Origin of the sequence: Chitinophaga sp. 30R24 (assembly GCF_049056765.1) — a bacterium.
GTDB lineage: Bacteria > Bacteroidota > Bacteroidia > Chitinophagales > Chitinophagaceae > Chitinophaga.
In genome coordinates this window covers 476,801-492,289 of record NZ_JBJGXX010000002.1, presented here as the reverse complement: position 1 = coordinate 492,289, position 15,489 = coordinate 476,801, and the positions used below count along the sequence as shown (strand labels likewise).

Genomic DNA, 15,489 nt, shown 5'->3' with positions numbered 1-15,489 from the left:
AAAATAAATGAAAATGTAGATTCAACAACAAACTGTTAACCCATTGAATCTATGCCTCCTTAATAGCCACCAGCAAGTCTTGCAGTACCTTCTTGGCATCGCCGAACAACATCGATGTTTTAGGCTGGAAGAAAAGATCATTTTCGATACCGGCATATCCGGGTTTCATGCTACGTTTGTTCACTATTACGGCCTTTGCCTGTTCTACTTCCAGTATAGGCATGCCATAAATAGGGCTGGCAGGATCTGTTTTCGCGGATGGATTTACCACGTCGTTGGCGCCCAATACCAACACTACATCTGTAGAGGCAAATTCATTATTAGCCGCTTCCATCTCCAGCAGTTTTTCATAAGCTACATCTGCTTCTGCCAATAATACATTCATATGGCCTGGCATCCGTCCGGCTACCGGATGGATGGCATATTTCACTTCTACCCCCCGCTCTTCCAAAAAACTTTCCAGCTCGCTACATACGTGTTGTGCCTGCGCTACGGCCAATCCATATCCGGGTACAATGATCACTTTACCGGCATAAGCCATCACTACTGCCGCATCATTCAGGCTGATCTCCTTATAGTGGCCTTGTTCCTTTCCACCGGCAGTAGCCACCCTATTGCTACTACCAAAAGAACCAATCAGTACGTTCTTCAATGAACGGTTCATGGCCTTACACATCAGCATAGTCAGAATCGTACCGGCAGATCCCACCAGAATACCACCTGTTAGCATCACCGGGTTATTATATAAAAAACCACCACAGGCCGCCGCCACACCTGTAAATGAATTCAGCAGGGAAATCACTACCGGCATATCGGCTCCGCCTATAGGCAGTACAAAAAGCACCCCATAAAACAAAGCCAGTAAAAAAATACTGTTGAAAACCACTGTAGCAGTGGTAGCTGCTATATTGCCTGTTATCAGCCAAACCGATAATCCAGCGATCAGCATTAATACACCCAGGTTCAGCAAATGCTGCCCGTTAAAAGAAAAGTCGCTGATCTTCCCCCGCAACTTCCCCCAGGCAATAACACTGCCGGCAAACGAAACTGCGCCAATTACCAGGCTTAATAAAATAATCAGGAGCTTACCGCCAACATAGGCCGCAGCAATAGCAACCGCCGTTGTATCCGCTGTTATTGCGTTAATGAGGTGATTAAATTCTACTACCGCAATCAAGGCGGCACAGGCGCCTCCCATTCCATTGAACATGCTCACCATTTCCGGCATAGCAGTCATCTTTACCTTTTTAGCAGATAACACACCTACCACAGTTCCTATCAATAAGCCGGTAAATATCCAGCCATAGTTGTGCAGGGGTTGATCTGCCACACGGTATAAAAAAATAGTGCCCAATATAGCTAGCAACATGCCGCCAGCGGCTATCAGATTGCCTTTACGAGCCGTATCCGGCTTGCTCAGCAGCTTTAATCCAAGTACAAATGTAACAGAGCCGATCAGGTAAATAATAGATAAAATACTGGAACCCATGGTAGAAACTTTTAGCTTTCAACTATGGTAGTTAAAAGCTGATGAATATTGGTCTGCAAACAACTGCGCTATCGCTTTTTCCTGAACATCTCCAACATCCGGTCGGTTACTACAAAACCGCCTACCACATTAATCGTTCCCAGGATCACTGCCAGAAAACCAATAATCAGGGCCAGGTAATTGTTTGCTTCTGCTTTGCCCATTACGATAATAGCGCCGATGATCACCACTCCATGAATAGCATTAGCGCCGCTCATGAGCGGAGTATGCAACACAGAAGGCACCCTGGAAATCACCTCTACACCTAAAAAAACAGACAGGATAACAATATAGATCAGATCGATATGCTGATGAAGAAAAGAAAAAATATGTTCCATGTTAATGGGTTATGTTACGATCCTAACTTCCTAAGCAGGCTGCATCATGCTTTTCACGCGGTCGTTCATGATAGCGCCATTATGGGTGATACAAGCGCCTTTTACAATATCGTCTTCAAAATCCAGGTGTAAGGCGCCTTTATTCGTCAGTATCAGTTTCAGGAAATTAAAAACATTTTTTGCATACAACTTGCTGGCATCCGCCGGCATGGCAGCGGGCAGATTAGAGTTACCGATGATGGTCACCCCTTTATAATGCGTGGTGGCGTTATCCTTGCTAACGCTGGTATTGCCGCCGGTGGCAGCGGCCAAGTCTACGACCACGGCGCCCGGTCGCATACGATCCAGCATATCGGTGGTAACTAATATGGGAGCGGCTTTACCGGGAATTTGCGCAGTAGTGATCACGATATCCGCTTTGGCAATACTTTCTGCAATACGTTGTTGCTGCTGCTGTTTATAACTATCGCTCTGCTCTACTGCATAGCCTCCGGCAGCAGTAGCATCCGCTGCGCCAGTCACCTCTACGAATTTGGCGCCCAGGCTCATCACCTCTTCTTTTACTGCCGGGCGGGTATCAAATACTTCCACCACAGCACCCAAGCGGCGGGCCGTGGCAATAGCCTGTAACCCAGCTACCCCGGCACCCAGGATCAACACTTTAGCAGGAGCAATGCTGCCTGCCGCCGTCATTAACATAGGCAGGTAACGGCTGTAGTGGTAGGCTGCCAATAATACAGCCTTGTAGCCGGCAATATTGGCCTGGGAGCTTAATACATCTATCCCTTGGGCGCGCGTGGTACGGGGAATGGTATCCAGGCTAAAAGCAGTTATTTGACGGGAAGCCCAATGGGCTACTTCCGGCATCCGGTACAAAGGCTGCAAAATGCCGATAATAATTTTTCCGGGAGATAACTGGTCAATGAGTGTACGGGAAGGAGGCTGCAGAGAAAAGATAATATCGGCGCCAGCAAGGATAGTATCAGCCGCTTTTACCAACGCCCCCGCTTCCATATAAGCATCATCGTTATAGAAGGCACTGTCTCCGGCCCCTTGCTCCACCCACACGGTTACCGACAGTTGCTGCAGTTGTTTTACTACTTCGGGGGTCAGCGATACCCTAGTTTCGCCGTTCTTTTCCTTTAAAATTCCTGCAATCATCTGGTGGAAATTTATAATGGAATTTAACGAAAAAAGAGCAACTGGAAAGTATTTTATTGAATATTTTTTGATCAGCCGGCAGCCAGCAGTTTTTCCGCCATGGTACCCGCATGCTGTAACAAAGCCGGAATAGCTACGCCTTGCAGATAATTACCGGCAATGAATATACCTGGATAATTCTTTTCGAAGACAGATACGGCGGAACGCAGTTTAGCATGACCAATATTAAACTGCGGGATCGCCCGTTCCCAACTGCTAAACCGCTGCAGTTCTGGCGGAGCAGACAATTGCAGCAGCGAGCGGATCTCTGATACCACTTGCTGTTGCAAGGCTTCAGGGCTCATCTTGTTGAACAGTTGTTCTTGGCGGGCGCCTCCCAGGAAAACGGTGAACAATACTTTTCCTGCCGGAGCTTTATCGGGGAAAATAGCTGAATTACAAATAGCTCCCAGAAAATGCATGTTTTCCGCATGCGGCACAAGGAATCCGAAACCATCCAGCGGTTTGGGCAGCGCAGCGGCATCAAAGCCCAAATGCAATACACCCATCCGGGGATAGTGTATTGCTTGCAATAAAGCAGCAGTACCTGCATCCAAAGCAGCAATAGTTGCTGCAGTGCTATATGCTGGGGTAGCCAGCACAACCTTGCTGGCCAGGAAATTGGAGGAGCTGCCATTTTCCACCGCGTTCACCATATAGCCACCGGCAACGGTACTAATGCCCGTTACCTTACAGTTAAACCGTACAGGAGTGGTGAGAAGTTGTTGCAAGCGGTTGGTAAGCACTTGGTTACCGCCTTTGAAACTAATGATTTTACGGCCTCCCATAGCGCCTTTGTCTTTCATAAGCCCTTTTGTAACACTGCCGTATTCCTTTTCCCAACGTGGCAAAACAGGCAATACTTCCGCTACGCTCATTTTATCCAGGTTACCTGCATAGATACCGGATAACACTGGATCAAATACGTAATCTGCTATTTCCCGGTTAAACCGTCTCGTTACAAAATCACTCACCGTTTCTTCCCCAGATACTGACGCCGGCTTTCTGAAACGTTCGGTGAACAAACGCCATTTACTGCCACTGCTGATATAGGGAGAAGCCATAATTTTAAAGGGATGCGGCGATACGCCGTGCAACTGGTTGTTCCTTACCAGAAACCTGTTTTTGCTGGCAGCAGCAGCGGGCATAATTGCATTGTCCAGGCCCAGTTCATGAAATAATGCCAGCACTTCCGGGGAGGCAGCAATAGTATTAGCGCCTGCATCGAGGGTATACCCTGCTTCCTGTATAGATTTCATTACGCCGCCCGTATGATCCGATTCCTCCAGCAATAGGTAGGGTACCTTACGATTTTGCAGTTCATACGCAATACTCAGCCCGGCTATGCCGGCGCCAACAATCAATACGGGTTGTTCGGACATATAAAAACTAAACTATTGTTGATGTTTTTTCGATTACCTGCGTACAATAACTTACAACAGCCTTTACCCACAGGGGATGTATATTCAGACAAGGAATCATCGTAAATGATTCTCCACCGCTGTTCAAAAAAGAATGCTTTCCTTCCATGCCTATTTCTTCCAATGTTTCCAGACAATCCGCAACAAAAGCAGGACAAACCACTAACAGTTTCTTTTTCCCGGTTGAAGGCAGGGTTTCCAACACATTGGCAGTATAGGGCTTCATCCATTCTTCACGGCCTAACCTCGATTGAAAAGAAACGCCCCATTTTTCCCTTGGCAGTCCCAGCTTCTCTGCTACCAGTTCTGCAGTAATAAATACCTGGTGCCGGTAACAATACTGGTGTGCAGGAGATGTTACATGACAACAATCATTCACTTTCATACAATGCGCACCGGTAGGATCTCCTTTATAGATGTGCCGTTCTGGCAGGCCATGATAGCTGAATAACACATAGTCATGATCCTGTTGCACATATGGGCGCATACTTTCCGCCAACGCGTTGATATATTCCGGCTCGTCGTAAAACGGCGGTATGATAGAGAGTTTAAATTTATATTTCTTCTTGCGGTAAACTTCCTTTGCATATTCTACCGCTGTTTCATAAGACGACATGGCATAATGCGGATACAAAGGCAATACCACTACTTCCTTCAATTGGGGATGTTGTTTCAACAGATTGTTGTAAGCCTCTTCAGGACTTGGATTACCGTACCTCATGGCTATCTCCACCGGTATCTCCATATCGTTTTGTACCGCCTTCTGTAATTGTTTCGTAAGTGCGATCAACGGGGAACCTTCTTCCCACCAAATAGATGCATAGGCCTCAGCTGATTTTGCCGCACGCTTAGGTACAATGATACCTTCGATCAATATTTTACGGAACAACCAGGGGTAATCGATCACACGTTTATCCATCAGAAACTCTATCAGATAACGCTTTACATCCGCTACATCCGTTGAATCCGGCGATCCAAGGTTCATCAATACTATTCCAACATCAGATTTTGAAACCATTTTCTCTAAATTGCAGCAAAAGTAAGTAAAAGCAAATAAAGCTGAAAGCCCTTACAATGTCATCCGATTGTAAAGGAAAAACCTGATAAAAATCATTTTTTCATCGCAATGGTTACCAGTAGTAGAAATGACACACTAATGACAGCTTAAAGCCTTTTGTTTGGGACGTATGAAAGTACTTTTGCAACCGGAAGCTTATACAAAAACATGCAGGTCAGTCATTCAAAAGAAATAGCAAATTTTCATATCGTTGGCATCAACTATAAGAAAACAGACGCTGCTATCAGGGGGTTATACGCCATTAACCAGGCTCAATATGAACAACTCCTGGAGCATGCCAGAAGAGTACAATTAAACGATCTCTTTGTACTCTCTACGTGTAACAGAACGGAAGTATATGGATTTGCAGCTACTCCCAAGCAGCTCATTGAATTGCTGTACAGGGAATCCCATGGCGACATCAGTCAGCTGGAAGAATTGGCATACGTTAAATCCGGAGAAGAAGCGATCAGGCACCTTTACCAAGTAGGTACAGGTCTTGATTCACAGATACTAGGCGATTATGAGATCATTGGCCAAATACGCAATGCCACCAGGTTTGCCAAGGAACACCAAAACTTGGGCAGTTTCCTGGAGAGACTTGTAAACAGCGTATTCCAGGTTTCCAAATTAATTAAAACAGAAACGGGGCTGAGTAAAGGCACCGTGTCTGTAGCATTTGCCACTGTGCGCATGCTGGAACGCCTTTGTCCTGATATTAAAAATAAAAAGATCGTATTACTGGGTGTAGGCAAAATAGGCCGCAACACCTGTAAAAATATGATCGAATACTTAGGCGCCAAAGAGATCACCCTTATTAACCGGACCACACAAGTAGCCGCCGATTTCGCCGATCAGCATGGGTTAAGATATGCACCCTATGAAAATATGGTCAGTGAAATACAACAAGCCGATGTGGTATTGGTAGCGTCTAATGCGCCACAACCTACTGTACTGGCCGAACATCTGCATCACTCCTCTCCCAAACTGATCGTCGACCTCTCCATACCGTTTAATGTGGAAACCGCTGTAGGCGAACTGTCACATATACAATTGGTGAATGTAGATGAACTCTCCAAAGTACAGGATGAAACCCTGCAGAACAGACTGGGAGAAGTACCTAAAGCACTCGCTATTATTGAAGAGCATATGGAAGAATTCCTCTACTGGTATAAGATGCGTAAGCATGCAGTAGTGCTCAAAGCAGTGAAAGATAAACTACAGGAAATTCATACCCGCGAAATACAACAACAAAAAAACGGAGATCATTACAAACTGGAAGATATAGAGTTGGTATCCTCCCGCATCATACAAAAAATGATTAATCTCATGGCAGGTAAAGTACGCAAGGAAACAGACAAAAGTGACCAGTACATTGCTATGATCAACGATATTTTTGAGACAGGTGTTAACCAGGAATAAAACAATGGATAAAGTTATCAGGATAGGCACAAGAGATAGTCAGCTGGCCTTGTGGCAGGCGCACCAGGTAAATGATCTACTCACCGCACAAGGTTACCGCACCGAGCTGGTACCCATTAAAAGCGAAGGCGATATAGACCTGGTTACGCCACTGTACGAAATAGGTGTACAAGGCATCTTCACCAAAAGCCTGGATCTGGCGCTGCTCAATAACCGTATAGACGTTGCCGTTCATTCTTTCAAAGACGTTCCTACGCAACTGCCACAACAGATCACACATGCCGCTATCCTGCAACGCGGACCGGTAACAGATCTGCTGGTATATAAAAACAATACGGATTTTCTGGAACAACCCGGATACATTGCCAACATTGCCACCAGCAGTGTGCGTCGTAAAGCCCAGTGGCTGCGCAAATATCCGGAGCATCAACTCCATAATCTCCGGGGTAACGTAAATACCCGCCTGCAAAAACTCGCTGCCGAAAACTGGGATGGCGCTATCTTTGCCGCTGCCGGATTAGAGCGCATACACGTTCGCCCGGCAACTTCCATTGAGCTCGACTGGATGCTGCCTGCCCCTGCACAAGGCGCTGTAGTAGCGGTTTGCAGAGACAATGACACCTTCTGCCTGGAAGCCTGCGCTTCCTTCAACCATGCAGCAACAGCACTGGCCACACATATAGAACGCGAATTCCTGCGCACCCTGATGGGAGGCTGCACCACCCCCATCAGTGCATACGCTTATATTGAACACAACACCGTGCTCTTTAAAGGTGAGCTATGCAGCCTCGATGGCACGCAGCTCTTCTCCGTTTCCCGCGAAGTACCGCTGGATCAGGCAACACACCTTGGTCAGGAAGCCGCACAAGATATCATGGCGCAGGGCGGCGCCGAAATTGTAGCACAGATCAGAAATGTCAAATGATAAATTCCGCATATTATGTACCAGCACTATACCCGACAGCCTCATGGCATTGGCCGGCGAAAGTGCCATACGCATAGATGTAAAGGAACTTATACAGATCAAACACCTTCCGGATGAAAGCCTCATGGGCATAGAAAATATGCACCGGGTTTTTCACGAAGATAAAGTGCTCGTATTTACCAGCGCCCAGGCCATTAAAGTATTACAACAACATTATACCAACCAGTACATACACAGGTTTGAGCCAGGCGGCCAACGTATCTGTTGCATTTCCGGTAAAACCAGGCAGGAAGCGGAAAAAGCATTTCCTGGATGCAGTATCCTCGCCGAAGCGCCTTACGGACAAAACCTCGCCCTGGCCATTATTGCCCTGGGCATACGTGAAGTGGAATTTTTTTGCAGCAATATCAGGCGGGATGAATTACCTGATACGCTGCAGGCTGCAGGCGTTACCGTCCATGAACATGTGATCTACGAAACCGTTCCCGCTCCCCTGGTAACCGCTACCAGTTACGATGGCATCCTGTTTTTTAGTCCCAGTGGCGTAAAAAGTTACCTTTCTGCCAACCAACTGGACCCAAAAACTATTTGCTTTGCCATAGGCGAAACTACAGCGGCTACGCTCCGGGAACATACCAACAATAAAATTATTATCAGCACCGGCACTGATAAAGCAAGCACGGTGAAAACAGCTATACTTTATTTTAACAACATTAATTGCTACGAATGAGCGCATTGAAGAACGACTTATTGCTGAAGGCCCTTAAAGGAGAAACTGTATCCCGTACCCCCGTATGGATGATGCGGCAGGCCGGTCGCTATCTCCCGGACTATATCAAATTGCGTGATAAATATTCTTTTTTTGAGCGCTGCGAAAATCCGGAGCTGGCCACAGAAATTACTGTGATGCCGGTAGACCAGGTAGGAGTAGATGCCGCTATTATTTTTTCTGATATACTGGTAGTGCCTCAGGCGATGGGCCTCGAAGTACAACTGGTAGAAAAAGTAGGCCCGCTGCTTCCACAGCCTATTAAATCTGCCCAGGACCTGCAACGTATATGCGTTCCCGATGTACACGAACGGCTACATTATGTATTTGATGCATTAACGCTCACCAAAAAAACACTGGATGGTCGCGTACCGTTGATCGGTTTCGGCGGAGCGCCCTGGACCTTACTTTGTTACATGGTACAAGGCAAAGGCTCTAAAACCTTTGATGAGGCCAAAGCCTTCTGTTACCAGCAGCCGGCCGTTGCCCATCAACTACTTCAAATGATCACCGATACCACCATCGCCTACCTGAAAGCACAGGTAGCCGCCGGCGCAGATACCGTACAGGTGTTCGATTCCTGGGGCGGATTGCTCAGTCCACAAGATTTCGAAATATTCTCTTTACAATATATCCGCCAGATCGTAGCAGCGATGAAAGATATCTGTCCGGTAATCGTATTTGCCAAAGGCGCCTGGTTTGCCCTGGAAGAAATGGCCGCTACCGGCGCACATGGCCTGGGTATAGACTGGTGCATTAAACCAGAACTGGCCCGCCAGTTCGCCGGCCCCAACACCGCTCTGCAAGGCAATTTTGATCCGGCTAAATTACTGGCGCCCATCCCTGAAATAGAAAAATCAGTGAAAGAAATGCTGAAAGGCTTTGGCAGGCAGCGTTACATCGCTAACCTGGGCCATGGCATATTACCCAATGTACCGGTAGACCATGCCAAAGCATTTGTGGAAACAGTAAAGGCACACGGATAAGTAAAGCAGATAATGCTGCTGGCAGCTAACAAATGGATAACTATGATTAAAGACGACTTTATAACATATATACACGGATTACAAGACACCATCTGTGCAGCATTTGAAAAAGCTGACGGCAAAGCCTTGTTCCGGGAAGACCGTTGGGAACGCCCCGGCGGCGGCGGTGGCAAATCACGCGTTATCGCCAATGGCAATGTATTTGAAAAAGGCGGCGTTAATACGTCTGTTGTACATGGCGACTTACCAGAAGTAATGGCGCAACAGTTCGGCGTTACTAACAGCCGCTTTATGGCCTGTGGCATCTCACTTGTAATGCACCCGCTAAACCCTTTTGTGCCTACCGTACACGCCAATTTCCGCTATTTCGAATTGTATGAACAAGACGGAACGCTGAAAGACAGCTGGTTTGGTGGCGGTGCAGACCTTACTCCCTATTATCTTGAAGAAGAAGATGGCATCCATTTTCACCAGACCTTTAAAGATGCCTGCGATCCCTTTGGAACAACACTATATCCAAAGTATAAAAAACAATGCGATGAATATTTTGTGAATAAACATCGTAATAACGAAGCACGCGGCATAGGCGGTATCTTCTACGATTACCTGCGCCCAAATGAAAACTGGACTGCAACAGACCTACTCCGCTTCTCCCAGGCCAATGGCAATGCTTTCCTGCAAGCTTATCTTCCCCTTGTGGAAAAAAACAAAGCGCTACCCTATACCGAAGCCCATAAAGAATGGCAAATGTATAGGCGTGGACGTTATGTAGAATTTAACCTGATCCACGACAGGGGCACCCTGTTTGGCCTAAAAACAAATGGACGTACAGAGTCTATTTTGATGAGCCTACCACCGGTAGCCCGCTGGGAATATGACTTCCATACTACTCCGGGCAGCCCCGAAGCACAACTGGAAACGTTCCTGCAACCACGTGAATGGGCGAAATAAACAGGATAACCATAAAATTTTTACACCGATGATCAGAAGAAACAGAATATTAAGGGTATCTCCCGCCATCCGTGCAATGGTAGCGGAAACAATATTAACACCGAGCGATTTCATAGCGCCGTTATTTGTAACCGAAGGAGAAAATGTGAAGGAAGAGATCAGCTCTATGCCAGGTTATTTTAGGTACTCCCTCGACCTTACTATCAAAGAAGCCAAAGAGCTCTGGAGCCTGGGTATTAAAAGTGTTTTACTGTTTGTAAAAGCGCCCGACAGCGTAAAAGATAATAAAGGCACGGAAGCTGTTAATCCTAATGGATTAATGCAACGCAGCATCCGCGCTATTAAAGAGGCTATTCCCGGTATAGTAGTAATGACCGATGTAGCCCTGGACCCTTACTCTTCCTATGGCCACGATGGCATTGTAGCGGGTACCGAAATCGTGAATGATCCTACCGTAGAAGTACTGGCACGCATGAGCCTGAGCCATGCACAGGCAGGCGCAGATTTCGTAGCGCCCAGCGACATGATGGATGGCCGCATCCTCGCTATCCGCAATATCCTGGAAGAAAATGGCTTTAGCAATACCGGCATCATGGCCTATAGTGCCAAATATGCTTCCTGTTTTTATGGCCCCTTCCGCGATGCACTCGACTCCGCTCCGGGATTCGGCGATAAAAAAACTTATCAGATGGACTATGCCAATTCCCGCGAAGCCATCAAAGAAACACTGATGGACATTGAAGAAGGCGCCGATATCGTAATGGTGAAACCAACCATGGCCTACCTGGATATTATACGCCTCATTAAAGATCGTACTACCGTTCCCGTTAGCGCCTACCATGTAAGCGGCGAATATGCCATGATTAAAGCGGCAGCAGAAAAAGGATGGCTCGATGAAAACAAGGCCATACTGGAAAGCATGACCAGCATTAAACGGGCAGGCGCGGATCTGATTGCTACCTACTTTGCAAAAGATGCCGTAAAATTGCTGAATATTTAATCTTCAAATTTCTAAATCATCCAGGATGTACAGCAAAAGTGAAATGTTATTCGGGAAAGCAAAGGAGGTCATTCCAGGTGGTGTGAACTCTCCCGTACGTGCATTTAAGAGCGTTGGTGGTACCCCCGTATTTATGCAACGCGCTAAAGGCGCCTATATGTACGATGTAGACGGCAATCAATATATTGACTACATCAATTCCTGGGGCCCTATGATACTTGGGCACGCATATGAGCCCGTGGTAAAAGCCATTCAGGAATATGCCACCTACTCTACTTCATTTGGCACGCCTACTGAGCTGGAAATAAAGATGGCGGAACTCATCGTAAGCATGGTTCCCAATATCGACATGATACGCATGGTAAATTCCGGTACAGAAGCCTGTATGACCGCCATCCGGCTGGCCAGGGGCTACACCGGCCGTAATAAGTTTATTAAATTTGAAGGTTGCTACCATGGCCATGCAGATGCATTTCTGGTAAGCGCCGGCAGCGGCGTAGCCACCCTGGGTATACAATCTGTTCCCGGTGTAACCGCCACCGTAGCTGAAGATACGCTCACTGCCCCTTACAATAATTTACCCGCTGTAGAACAACTGATAGCGGAGCATAAAGAAGCAATCGCCGCGATCATCATAGAACCAGTGGCTGGCAATATGGGCTGTATCCTGCCACAGCCAGGCTTCCTGGAAGGATTACGTCGGCTCTGCGATGAAAATAATATACTGCTGATTTTTGATGAAGTAATGACAGGCTTCCGTCTTTCCCGTGGTGGCGCCCAGGAATTACTGGGTATCAAAGCCGACCTGGTTACCTTTGGTAAGATCATTGGCGCCGGTATGCCAGTTGGCGCGGTGGCAGGGCCCAAAGATATTATGGAGCACCTGGCCCCTGCCGGAAAAGTATACCAGGCGGGCACCCTCAGCGGTAATCCCATCGCTATGATCTCCGGCTATACACTGCTGCAAACACTGAACGACAACCCTGTTATCTATCAGCAATTGCAGGAAAAAGCCACTTATCTGGTAAATGGATTAAAAGAAGCATTCGGGGCTGCCGGTATAGTACACAGCATCAACCAAATAGGCTCTATGCTGAGCGCTCACTTCGCGGAATATCCGATCGTGGATTTCGCATCCGCTTCCGGTGCCAACAACGAACTGTTTAAACGCTTCTTCCACGCCATGTTGGAACGCGGCGTATATCTTCCACCATCTGCCTTCGAAAGCTGGTTCATAAGCAATGCACTCACTACCGAAGACTTCGACGCTACCATTGCTGCTGCTAAATCCGCCATGCAGGCGATCAAATAGTTAACAATTCAATCCTGTGCTGAGTGGTGAGGTTGGCCTTTATAGAAGGTCAACCTCTTTGTTTTAATCCGGTTGATTTGCTGATGAGCAGCATTACTTACTATGCCCAAACAACCAAGGCAGCAGGTCGGGTTCCTGGAACACATGATCCCAACTGTTGTGCCCCACGCCGGGATACTCCGTATACTTCACTTCTGCCCCCAATGATTTCAATTGTGCATTATAGGCCCTGGATGCTTCAACCGGCACTATTTTATCGTCGCCGCCGTGAAAGATCCATACCGGCACTTTCTTCGCAAAGCGGTAAGCCTCTTTTACATTGCCGGCGCCACAAATAGGAAAGGCCGCTGCAAAGAGGTCGGGATGTACTGAAATCATATAAAAAGTGCCCATACCACCGAGGGATAAACCACCAATATATACCCGTTTGGTATCAATCTTTCCGGTGGCCAACAGGCTATCCAGCAACGAAGTAAGCAAAGCGGTGGGAGGAGTGGGCGCACCATCCAACGGAAATTCCGCACGGGTTACTTTCCCTGAGCTATCACGCTCAAATACCATAGGCGCCCAGGTTTGGTTGGGTGGCAGCTGCGGGAACAGCACAAACGCAGGATATTGCCGGCGGATGCTGCCTTCCAGGAACAAACTGCCGCCATGCAACAATTGGGCGTTGTTGTCTGTACCCCTTTCACCAGAGCCATGCAGGAAAACGATCAGCGGATATTTTTTATGAACGTCGTAATTCGCCGGCATTAACAGGCGGTAACGCAGCAAGTCGCCCTTACGGCTAAACGACTCATAACTATACTGTGAATAATCCTGGGCAACAGCGATCTGGCCTGCTAGCAGCAGGCAGCCCAGCAAAAAAAGTTTCAGATAACGCATAACGGGAGGAATTTATACTCCCAATATACTACCGGAAAATCAGTATTTAAGCACAAAGTGTTGCTTGATCTTAAAATCTTTGCGGAAAAAAACCAGGCCGATAAAAAACAAGTCAATGGTCATGGTAACCTGCGGATGCGCTTGTATGGTATTCCAGGCCGCTTCCATATCGGGCGTCCAGTGAATATCATCAAAAACTAAAACAGAGTACTCATCCACAAATTGCAGGCATTGTTCAAAATAGGCCAAAGTGGGCTCTTTGCGGTGATTACCGTCTATATACACCCAATCGGGCAACTGCATCTGTTTCAATACATCTGGCAAAACAGTATCGAAATTGCCCGTTACCTGGGTAATATTGCGGATCTGCAGCGCGTTGAAGTTCCTGGCAGCGCGGGCGGCTATATTAGGGCAGCCTTCTATCGTGTATACCTGTGCCTGGGGGGCTGCCAGGGCCATATAGGCTGTGGAAAGCCCCATAGAAGTACCCAATTCCAGAATACGCCGTGGTTGGAGGTATTGTATCAACCGGTAGAACAACTGCCCGAATTTAGGCTGTTTGGCCGCATAGCGGGTAATATCCCGTACTCGTCGTTCATTGCCCGACGAAATCAGGGAGCCGGCACCCAGGTCGGTCACTTGCAGGGTTTCCTCGCTTTGCAGTAATTGTTTGCGCAATTGTTCAATGGCAGTAAAGGCCGGATGCTGTTTTTTATCGAGTAATACCTCTTCTATGAGTGCATATACAAAAGGAGAATGTACATCATGACGATTACCCGACGTAAAATAGTATTTCAGGTATTTACCTGCTAATTGGTATTGTTGCGCTAAACTCACTAGTTATTCAAGTTTTTTAATAGATTTTCCCTTTGATAAGGCCCCACATATGCAAACGGTGCTGCAGGGATACCCGCAACACGCCCAGGCCATAAATAGCGCTGCGTTTGAAATTAATGCTCGAAGCTTCATCAAAGTATTTTGTCGGACAGGTCACCTCTGCGATGTCGTATCCTTTCATAAAGATCTGTGAAACCATTTCATTATCAAACACAAAATCGTCATTATCAGCCATAAAATTAATATTCCGCAATACTTCGGCTGAAAAAGTCCGGTAACCGGTGTGGTATTCACTCAGTTTCTGGCCAATCAGGATATTCTGCGTCAGCGTCAAAAAACGGTTGAAAATATACTTATATAAAGGCATTCCCCCCTTCAGGGCGCCTTTACCGAGAATTCTCGACCCAAATACCACAGGATAAACCTCATTGGCAATGATACTGCACATGGCAGTAATTAATTTGGGGGTATACTGATAATCGGGATGAAGCATCACCACAATATCTGCTCCCAGCTCCAGGGCCTTGTTATAACAGGATTTCTGGTTGCCGCCATAACCTTTATTTTTGTCATGGCAGATCAGGTGCTTGATACCCAGTTGTTTTCCAACGGCAAGGGTATCGTCTTTACTGGCATCGTCTACCAGCACCACATCGTCAACAATGTCAAAAGGGATCTCCCGGAATGTTTTTTCCAGTGTAAGTGCTGCGTTGTAGGCTGGTAATACAACCACTATCTTTTTGTTGTTCAGCATGAAAGTGGATATAAATTTTGGCAGCAAAGGTAAGTTTCCAGATGACAATTCAAAATATGGCACATATATATCACATAAAAGCAACATTAATAAAAGCGGCATTC

At 46.9% G+C, this 15,489-nt stretch carries 15 protein-coding genes; 7 read left to right on the top strand and 8 right to left on the bottom strand.

The window, feature by feature from the left end; translation table 11 throughout:
- Nucleotides 1–49: 49 nt before the first annotated feature.
- The 5 genes from ACDQ55_RS08650 to hemH all read right to left on the bottom strand — a co-directional run bounded on the left by ACDQ55_RS08650 (nucleotide 50) and on the right by hemH (nucleotide 5,505).
- Nucleotides 50–1,489 carry an NAD(P)(+) transhydrogenase (Re/Si-specific) subunit beta gene (locus tag ACDQ55_RS08650; RefSeq protein WP_420980970.1) on the bottom strand — a complete coding sequence of 480 codons (1,440 nt, stop codon included), beginning with the start codon at nucleotides 1,487–1,489 and terminating at the stop codon, nucleotides 50–52.
- A 68-nt stretch (nucleotides 1,490–1,557) separates the two neighbouring features.
- Nucleotides 1,558–1,866, bottom strand: coding sequence for an NAD(P) transhydrogenase subunit alpha (locus ACDQ55_RS08645; RefSeq protein ID WP_420980969.1), 309 nt, complete (start codon nucleotides 1,864–1,866; stop codon nucleotides 1,558–1,560).
- A 30-nt stretch (nucleotides 1,867–1,896) separates the two neighbouring features.
- Nucleotides 1,897–3,027, bottom strand: a complete 1,131-nt coding sequence (locus tag ACDQ55_RS08640; protein ID WP_420980968.1) for a Re/Si-specific NAD(P)(+) transhydrogenase subunit alpha — start codon at nucleotides 3,025–3,027, stop codon at nucleotides 1,897–1,899.
- A gap of 71 nt (nucleotides 3,028–3,098) precedes the next feature.
- Nucleotides 3,099–4,448, bottom strand: a complete 1,350-nt coding sequence (hemG, locus tag ACDQ55_RS08635) for a protoporphyrinogen oxidase (protein WP_420980967.1) — start codon at nucleotides 4,446–4,448, stop codon at nucleotides 3,099–3,101.
- Nucleotides 4,449–4,455: 7 nt separating this feature from the next.
- Nucleotides 4,456–5,505 carry a ferrochelatase gene (gene hemH, locus ACDQ55_RS08630; protein WP_420980966.1) on the bottom strand — a complete coding sequence of 350 codons (1,050 nt, stop codon included), beginning with the start codon at nucleotides 5,503–5,505 and terminating at the stop codon, nucleotides 4,456–4,458.
- Nucleotides 5,506–5,712: 207 nt separating this feature from the next.
- Here hemH and hemA point away from each other — a divergent pair, with 207 nt between their 5' ends.
- From hemA to hemL, 7 genes are read left to right on the top strand one after another with little or no spacing between them, the layout of a single operon-like run.
- Nucleotides 5,713–6,966 carry a glutamyl-tRNA reductase gene (gene hemA, locus ACDQ55_RS08625; RefSeq protein ID WP_420980965.1) on the top strand — a complete coding sequence of 418 codons (1,254 nt, stop codon included), beginning with the start codon at nucleotides 5,713–5,715 and terminating at the stop codon, nucleotides 6,964–6,966.
- 4 nt (nucleotides 6,967–6,970) lie between these two features.
- Nucleotides 6,971–7,891, top strand: coding sequence for a hydroxymethylbilane synthase (gene hemC / locus ACDQ55_RS08620; protein WP_420980964.1), 921 nt, complete (start codon nucleotides 6,971–6,973; stop codon nucleotides 7,889–7,891).
- Nucleotides 7,881–8,621, top strand: coding sequence for a uroporphyrinogen-III synthase (locus tag ACDQ55_RS08615; protein ID WP_420980963.1), 741 nt, complete (start codon nucleotides 7,881–7,883; stop codon nucleotides 8,619–8,621). The genes hemC and ACDQ55_RS08615 overlap by 11 nt, the downstream gene beginning before the upstream one ends.
- The gene (gene hemE / locus ACDQ55_RS08610; protein WP_420980962.1) at nucleotides 8,618–9,646 is read left to right on the top strand and encodes a uroporphyrinogen decarboxylase; all 1,029 of its coding nucleotides are present in this window, start codon (nucleotides 8,618–8,620) and stop codon (nucleotides 9,644–9,646) included. The genes ACDQ55_RS08615 and hemE overlap by 4 nt, the downstream gene beginning before the upstream one ends.
- Nucleotides 9,647–9,682: 36 nt before the next feature.
- Nucleotides 9,683–10,597 carry an oxygen-dependent coproporphyrinogen oxidase gene (hemF, locus tag ACDQ55_RS08605; RefSeq protein ID WP_420981295.1) on the top strand — a complete coding sequence of 305 codons (915 nt, stop codon included), beginning with the start codon at nucleotides 9,683–9,685 and terminating at the stop codon, nucleotides 10,595–10,597.
- Between the two features lie 28 nt (nucleotides 10,598–10,625).
- Nucleotides 10,626–11,597 (top strand): porphobilinogen synthase, encoded by a 972-nt coding sequence (gene hemB, locus ACDQ55_RS08600; protein WP_420980961.1) that lies wholly within the window; start codon nucleotides 10,626–10,628, stop codon nucleotides 11,595–11,597.
- Nucleotides 11,598–11,622: 25 nt separating this feature from the next.
- Nucleotides 11,623–12,909 (top strand): glutamate-1-semialdehyde 2,1-aminomutase, encoded by a 1,287-nt coding sequence (hemL, locus tag ACDQ55_RS08595; protein WP_420980960.1) that lies wholly within the window; start codon nucleotides 11,623–11,625, stop codon nucleotides 12,907–12,909.
- Nucleotides 12,910–13,002: 93 nt separating this feature from the next.
- Here hemL and ACDQ55_RS08590 read toward each other — a convergent pair whose 3' ends face one another.
- Genes ACDQ55_RS08590 through ACDQ55_RS08580 form a run of 3 tightly spaced genes read right to left on the bottom strand, consistent with a single transcriptional unit; the run spans nucleotide 13,003 to nucleotide 15,385 of the window.
- Nucleotides 13,003–13,794, bottom strand: a complete 792-nt coding sequence (locus ACDQ55_RS08590; RefSeq protein ID WP_420980959.1) for a dienelactone hydrolase family protein — start codon at nucleotides 13,792–13,794, stop codon at nucleotides 13,003–13,005.
- Between the two features lie 39 nt (nucleotides 13,795–13,833).
- The gene (locus ACDQ55_RS08585) at nucleotides 13,834–14,631 is read right to left on the bottom strand and encodes an O-methyltransferase (RefSeq protein ID WP_420980958.1); all 798 of its coding nucleotides are present in this window, start codon (nucleotides 14,629–14,631) and stop codon (nucleotides 13,834–13,836) included.
- Nucleotides 14,632–14,647: 16 nt separating this feature from the next.
- Nucleotides 14,648–15,385, bottom strand: a complete 738-nt coding sequence (locus ACDQ55_RS08580) for a glycosyltransferase family 2 protein (RefSeq protein WP_420980957.1) — start codon at nucleotides 15,383–15,385, stop codon at nucleotides 14,648–14,650.
- Nucleotides 15,386–15,489: the final 104 nt, after the last annotated feature.

Excerpts from the sequence above, each read along its gene's own strand:
- ACDQ55_RS08650 (WP_420980970.1), bottom strand. The coding sequence starts at position 1,489 with ATGGGTTCCAGTATTTTATCTATTATTTACCTGATCGGCTCTGTTACA.
- ACDQ55_RS08645 (WP_420980969.1), bottom strand. The coding sequence starts at position 1,866 with ATGGAACATATTTTTTCTTTTCTTCATCAGCATATCGATCTGATCTAT.
- ACDQ55_RS08640 (WP_420980968.1), bottom strand. The coding sequence starts at position 3,027 with ATGATTGCAGGAATTTTAAAGGAAAAGAACGGCGAAACTAGGGTATCG.
- hemG (WP_420980967.1), bottom strand. The coding sequence starts at position 4,448 with ATGTCCGAACAACCCGTATTGATTGTTGGCGCCGGCATAGCCGGGCTG.
- hemH (WP_420980966.1), bottom strand. The coding sequence starts at position 5,505 with ATGGTTTCAAAATCTGATGTTGGAATAGTATTGATGAACCTTGGATCG.
- hemA (WP_420980965.1), top strand. The coding sequence starts at position 5,713 with ATGCAGGTCAGTCATTCAAAAGAAATAGCAAATTTTCATATCGTTGGC.
- hemC (WP_420980964.1), top strand. The coding sequence starts at position 6,971 with ATGGATAAAGTTATCAGGATAGGCACAAGAGATAGTCAGCTGGCCTTG.
- ACDQ55_RS08615 (WP_420980963.1), top strand. The coding sequence starts at position 7,881 with ATGTCAAATGATAAATTCCGCATATTATGTACCAGCACTATACCCGAC.
- hemE (WP_420980962.1), top strand. The coding sequence starts at position 8,618 with ATGAGCGCATTGAAGAACGACTTATTGCTGAAGGCCCTTAAAGGAGAA.
- hemB (WP_420980961.1), top strand. The coding sequence starts at position 10,626 with ATGATCAGAAGAAACAGAATATTAAGGGTATCTCCCGCCATCCGTGCA.
- hemL (WP_420980960.1), top strand. The coding sequence starts at position 11,623 with ATGTACAGCAAAAGTGAAATGTTATTCGGGAAAGCAAAGGAGGTCATT.
- ACDQ55_RS08590 (WP_420980959.1), bottom strand. The coding sequence starts at position 13,794 with ATGCGTTATCTGAAACTTTTTTTGCTGGGCTGCCTGCTGCTAGCAGGC.
- ACDQ55_RS08580 (WP_420980957.1), bottom strand. The coding sequence starts at position 15,385 with ATGCTGAACAACAAAAAGATAGTGGTTGTATTACCAGCCTACAACGCA.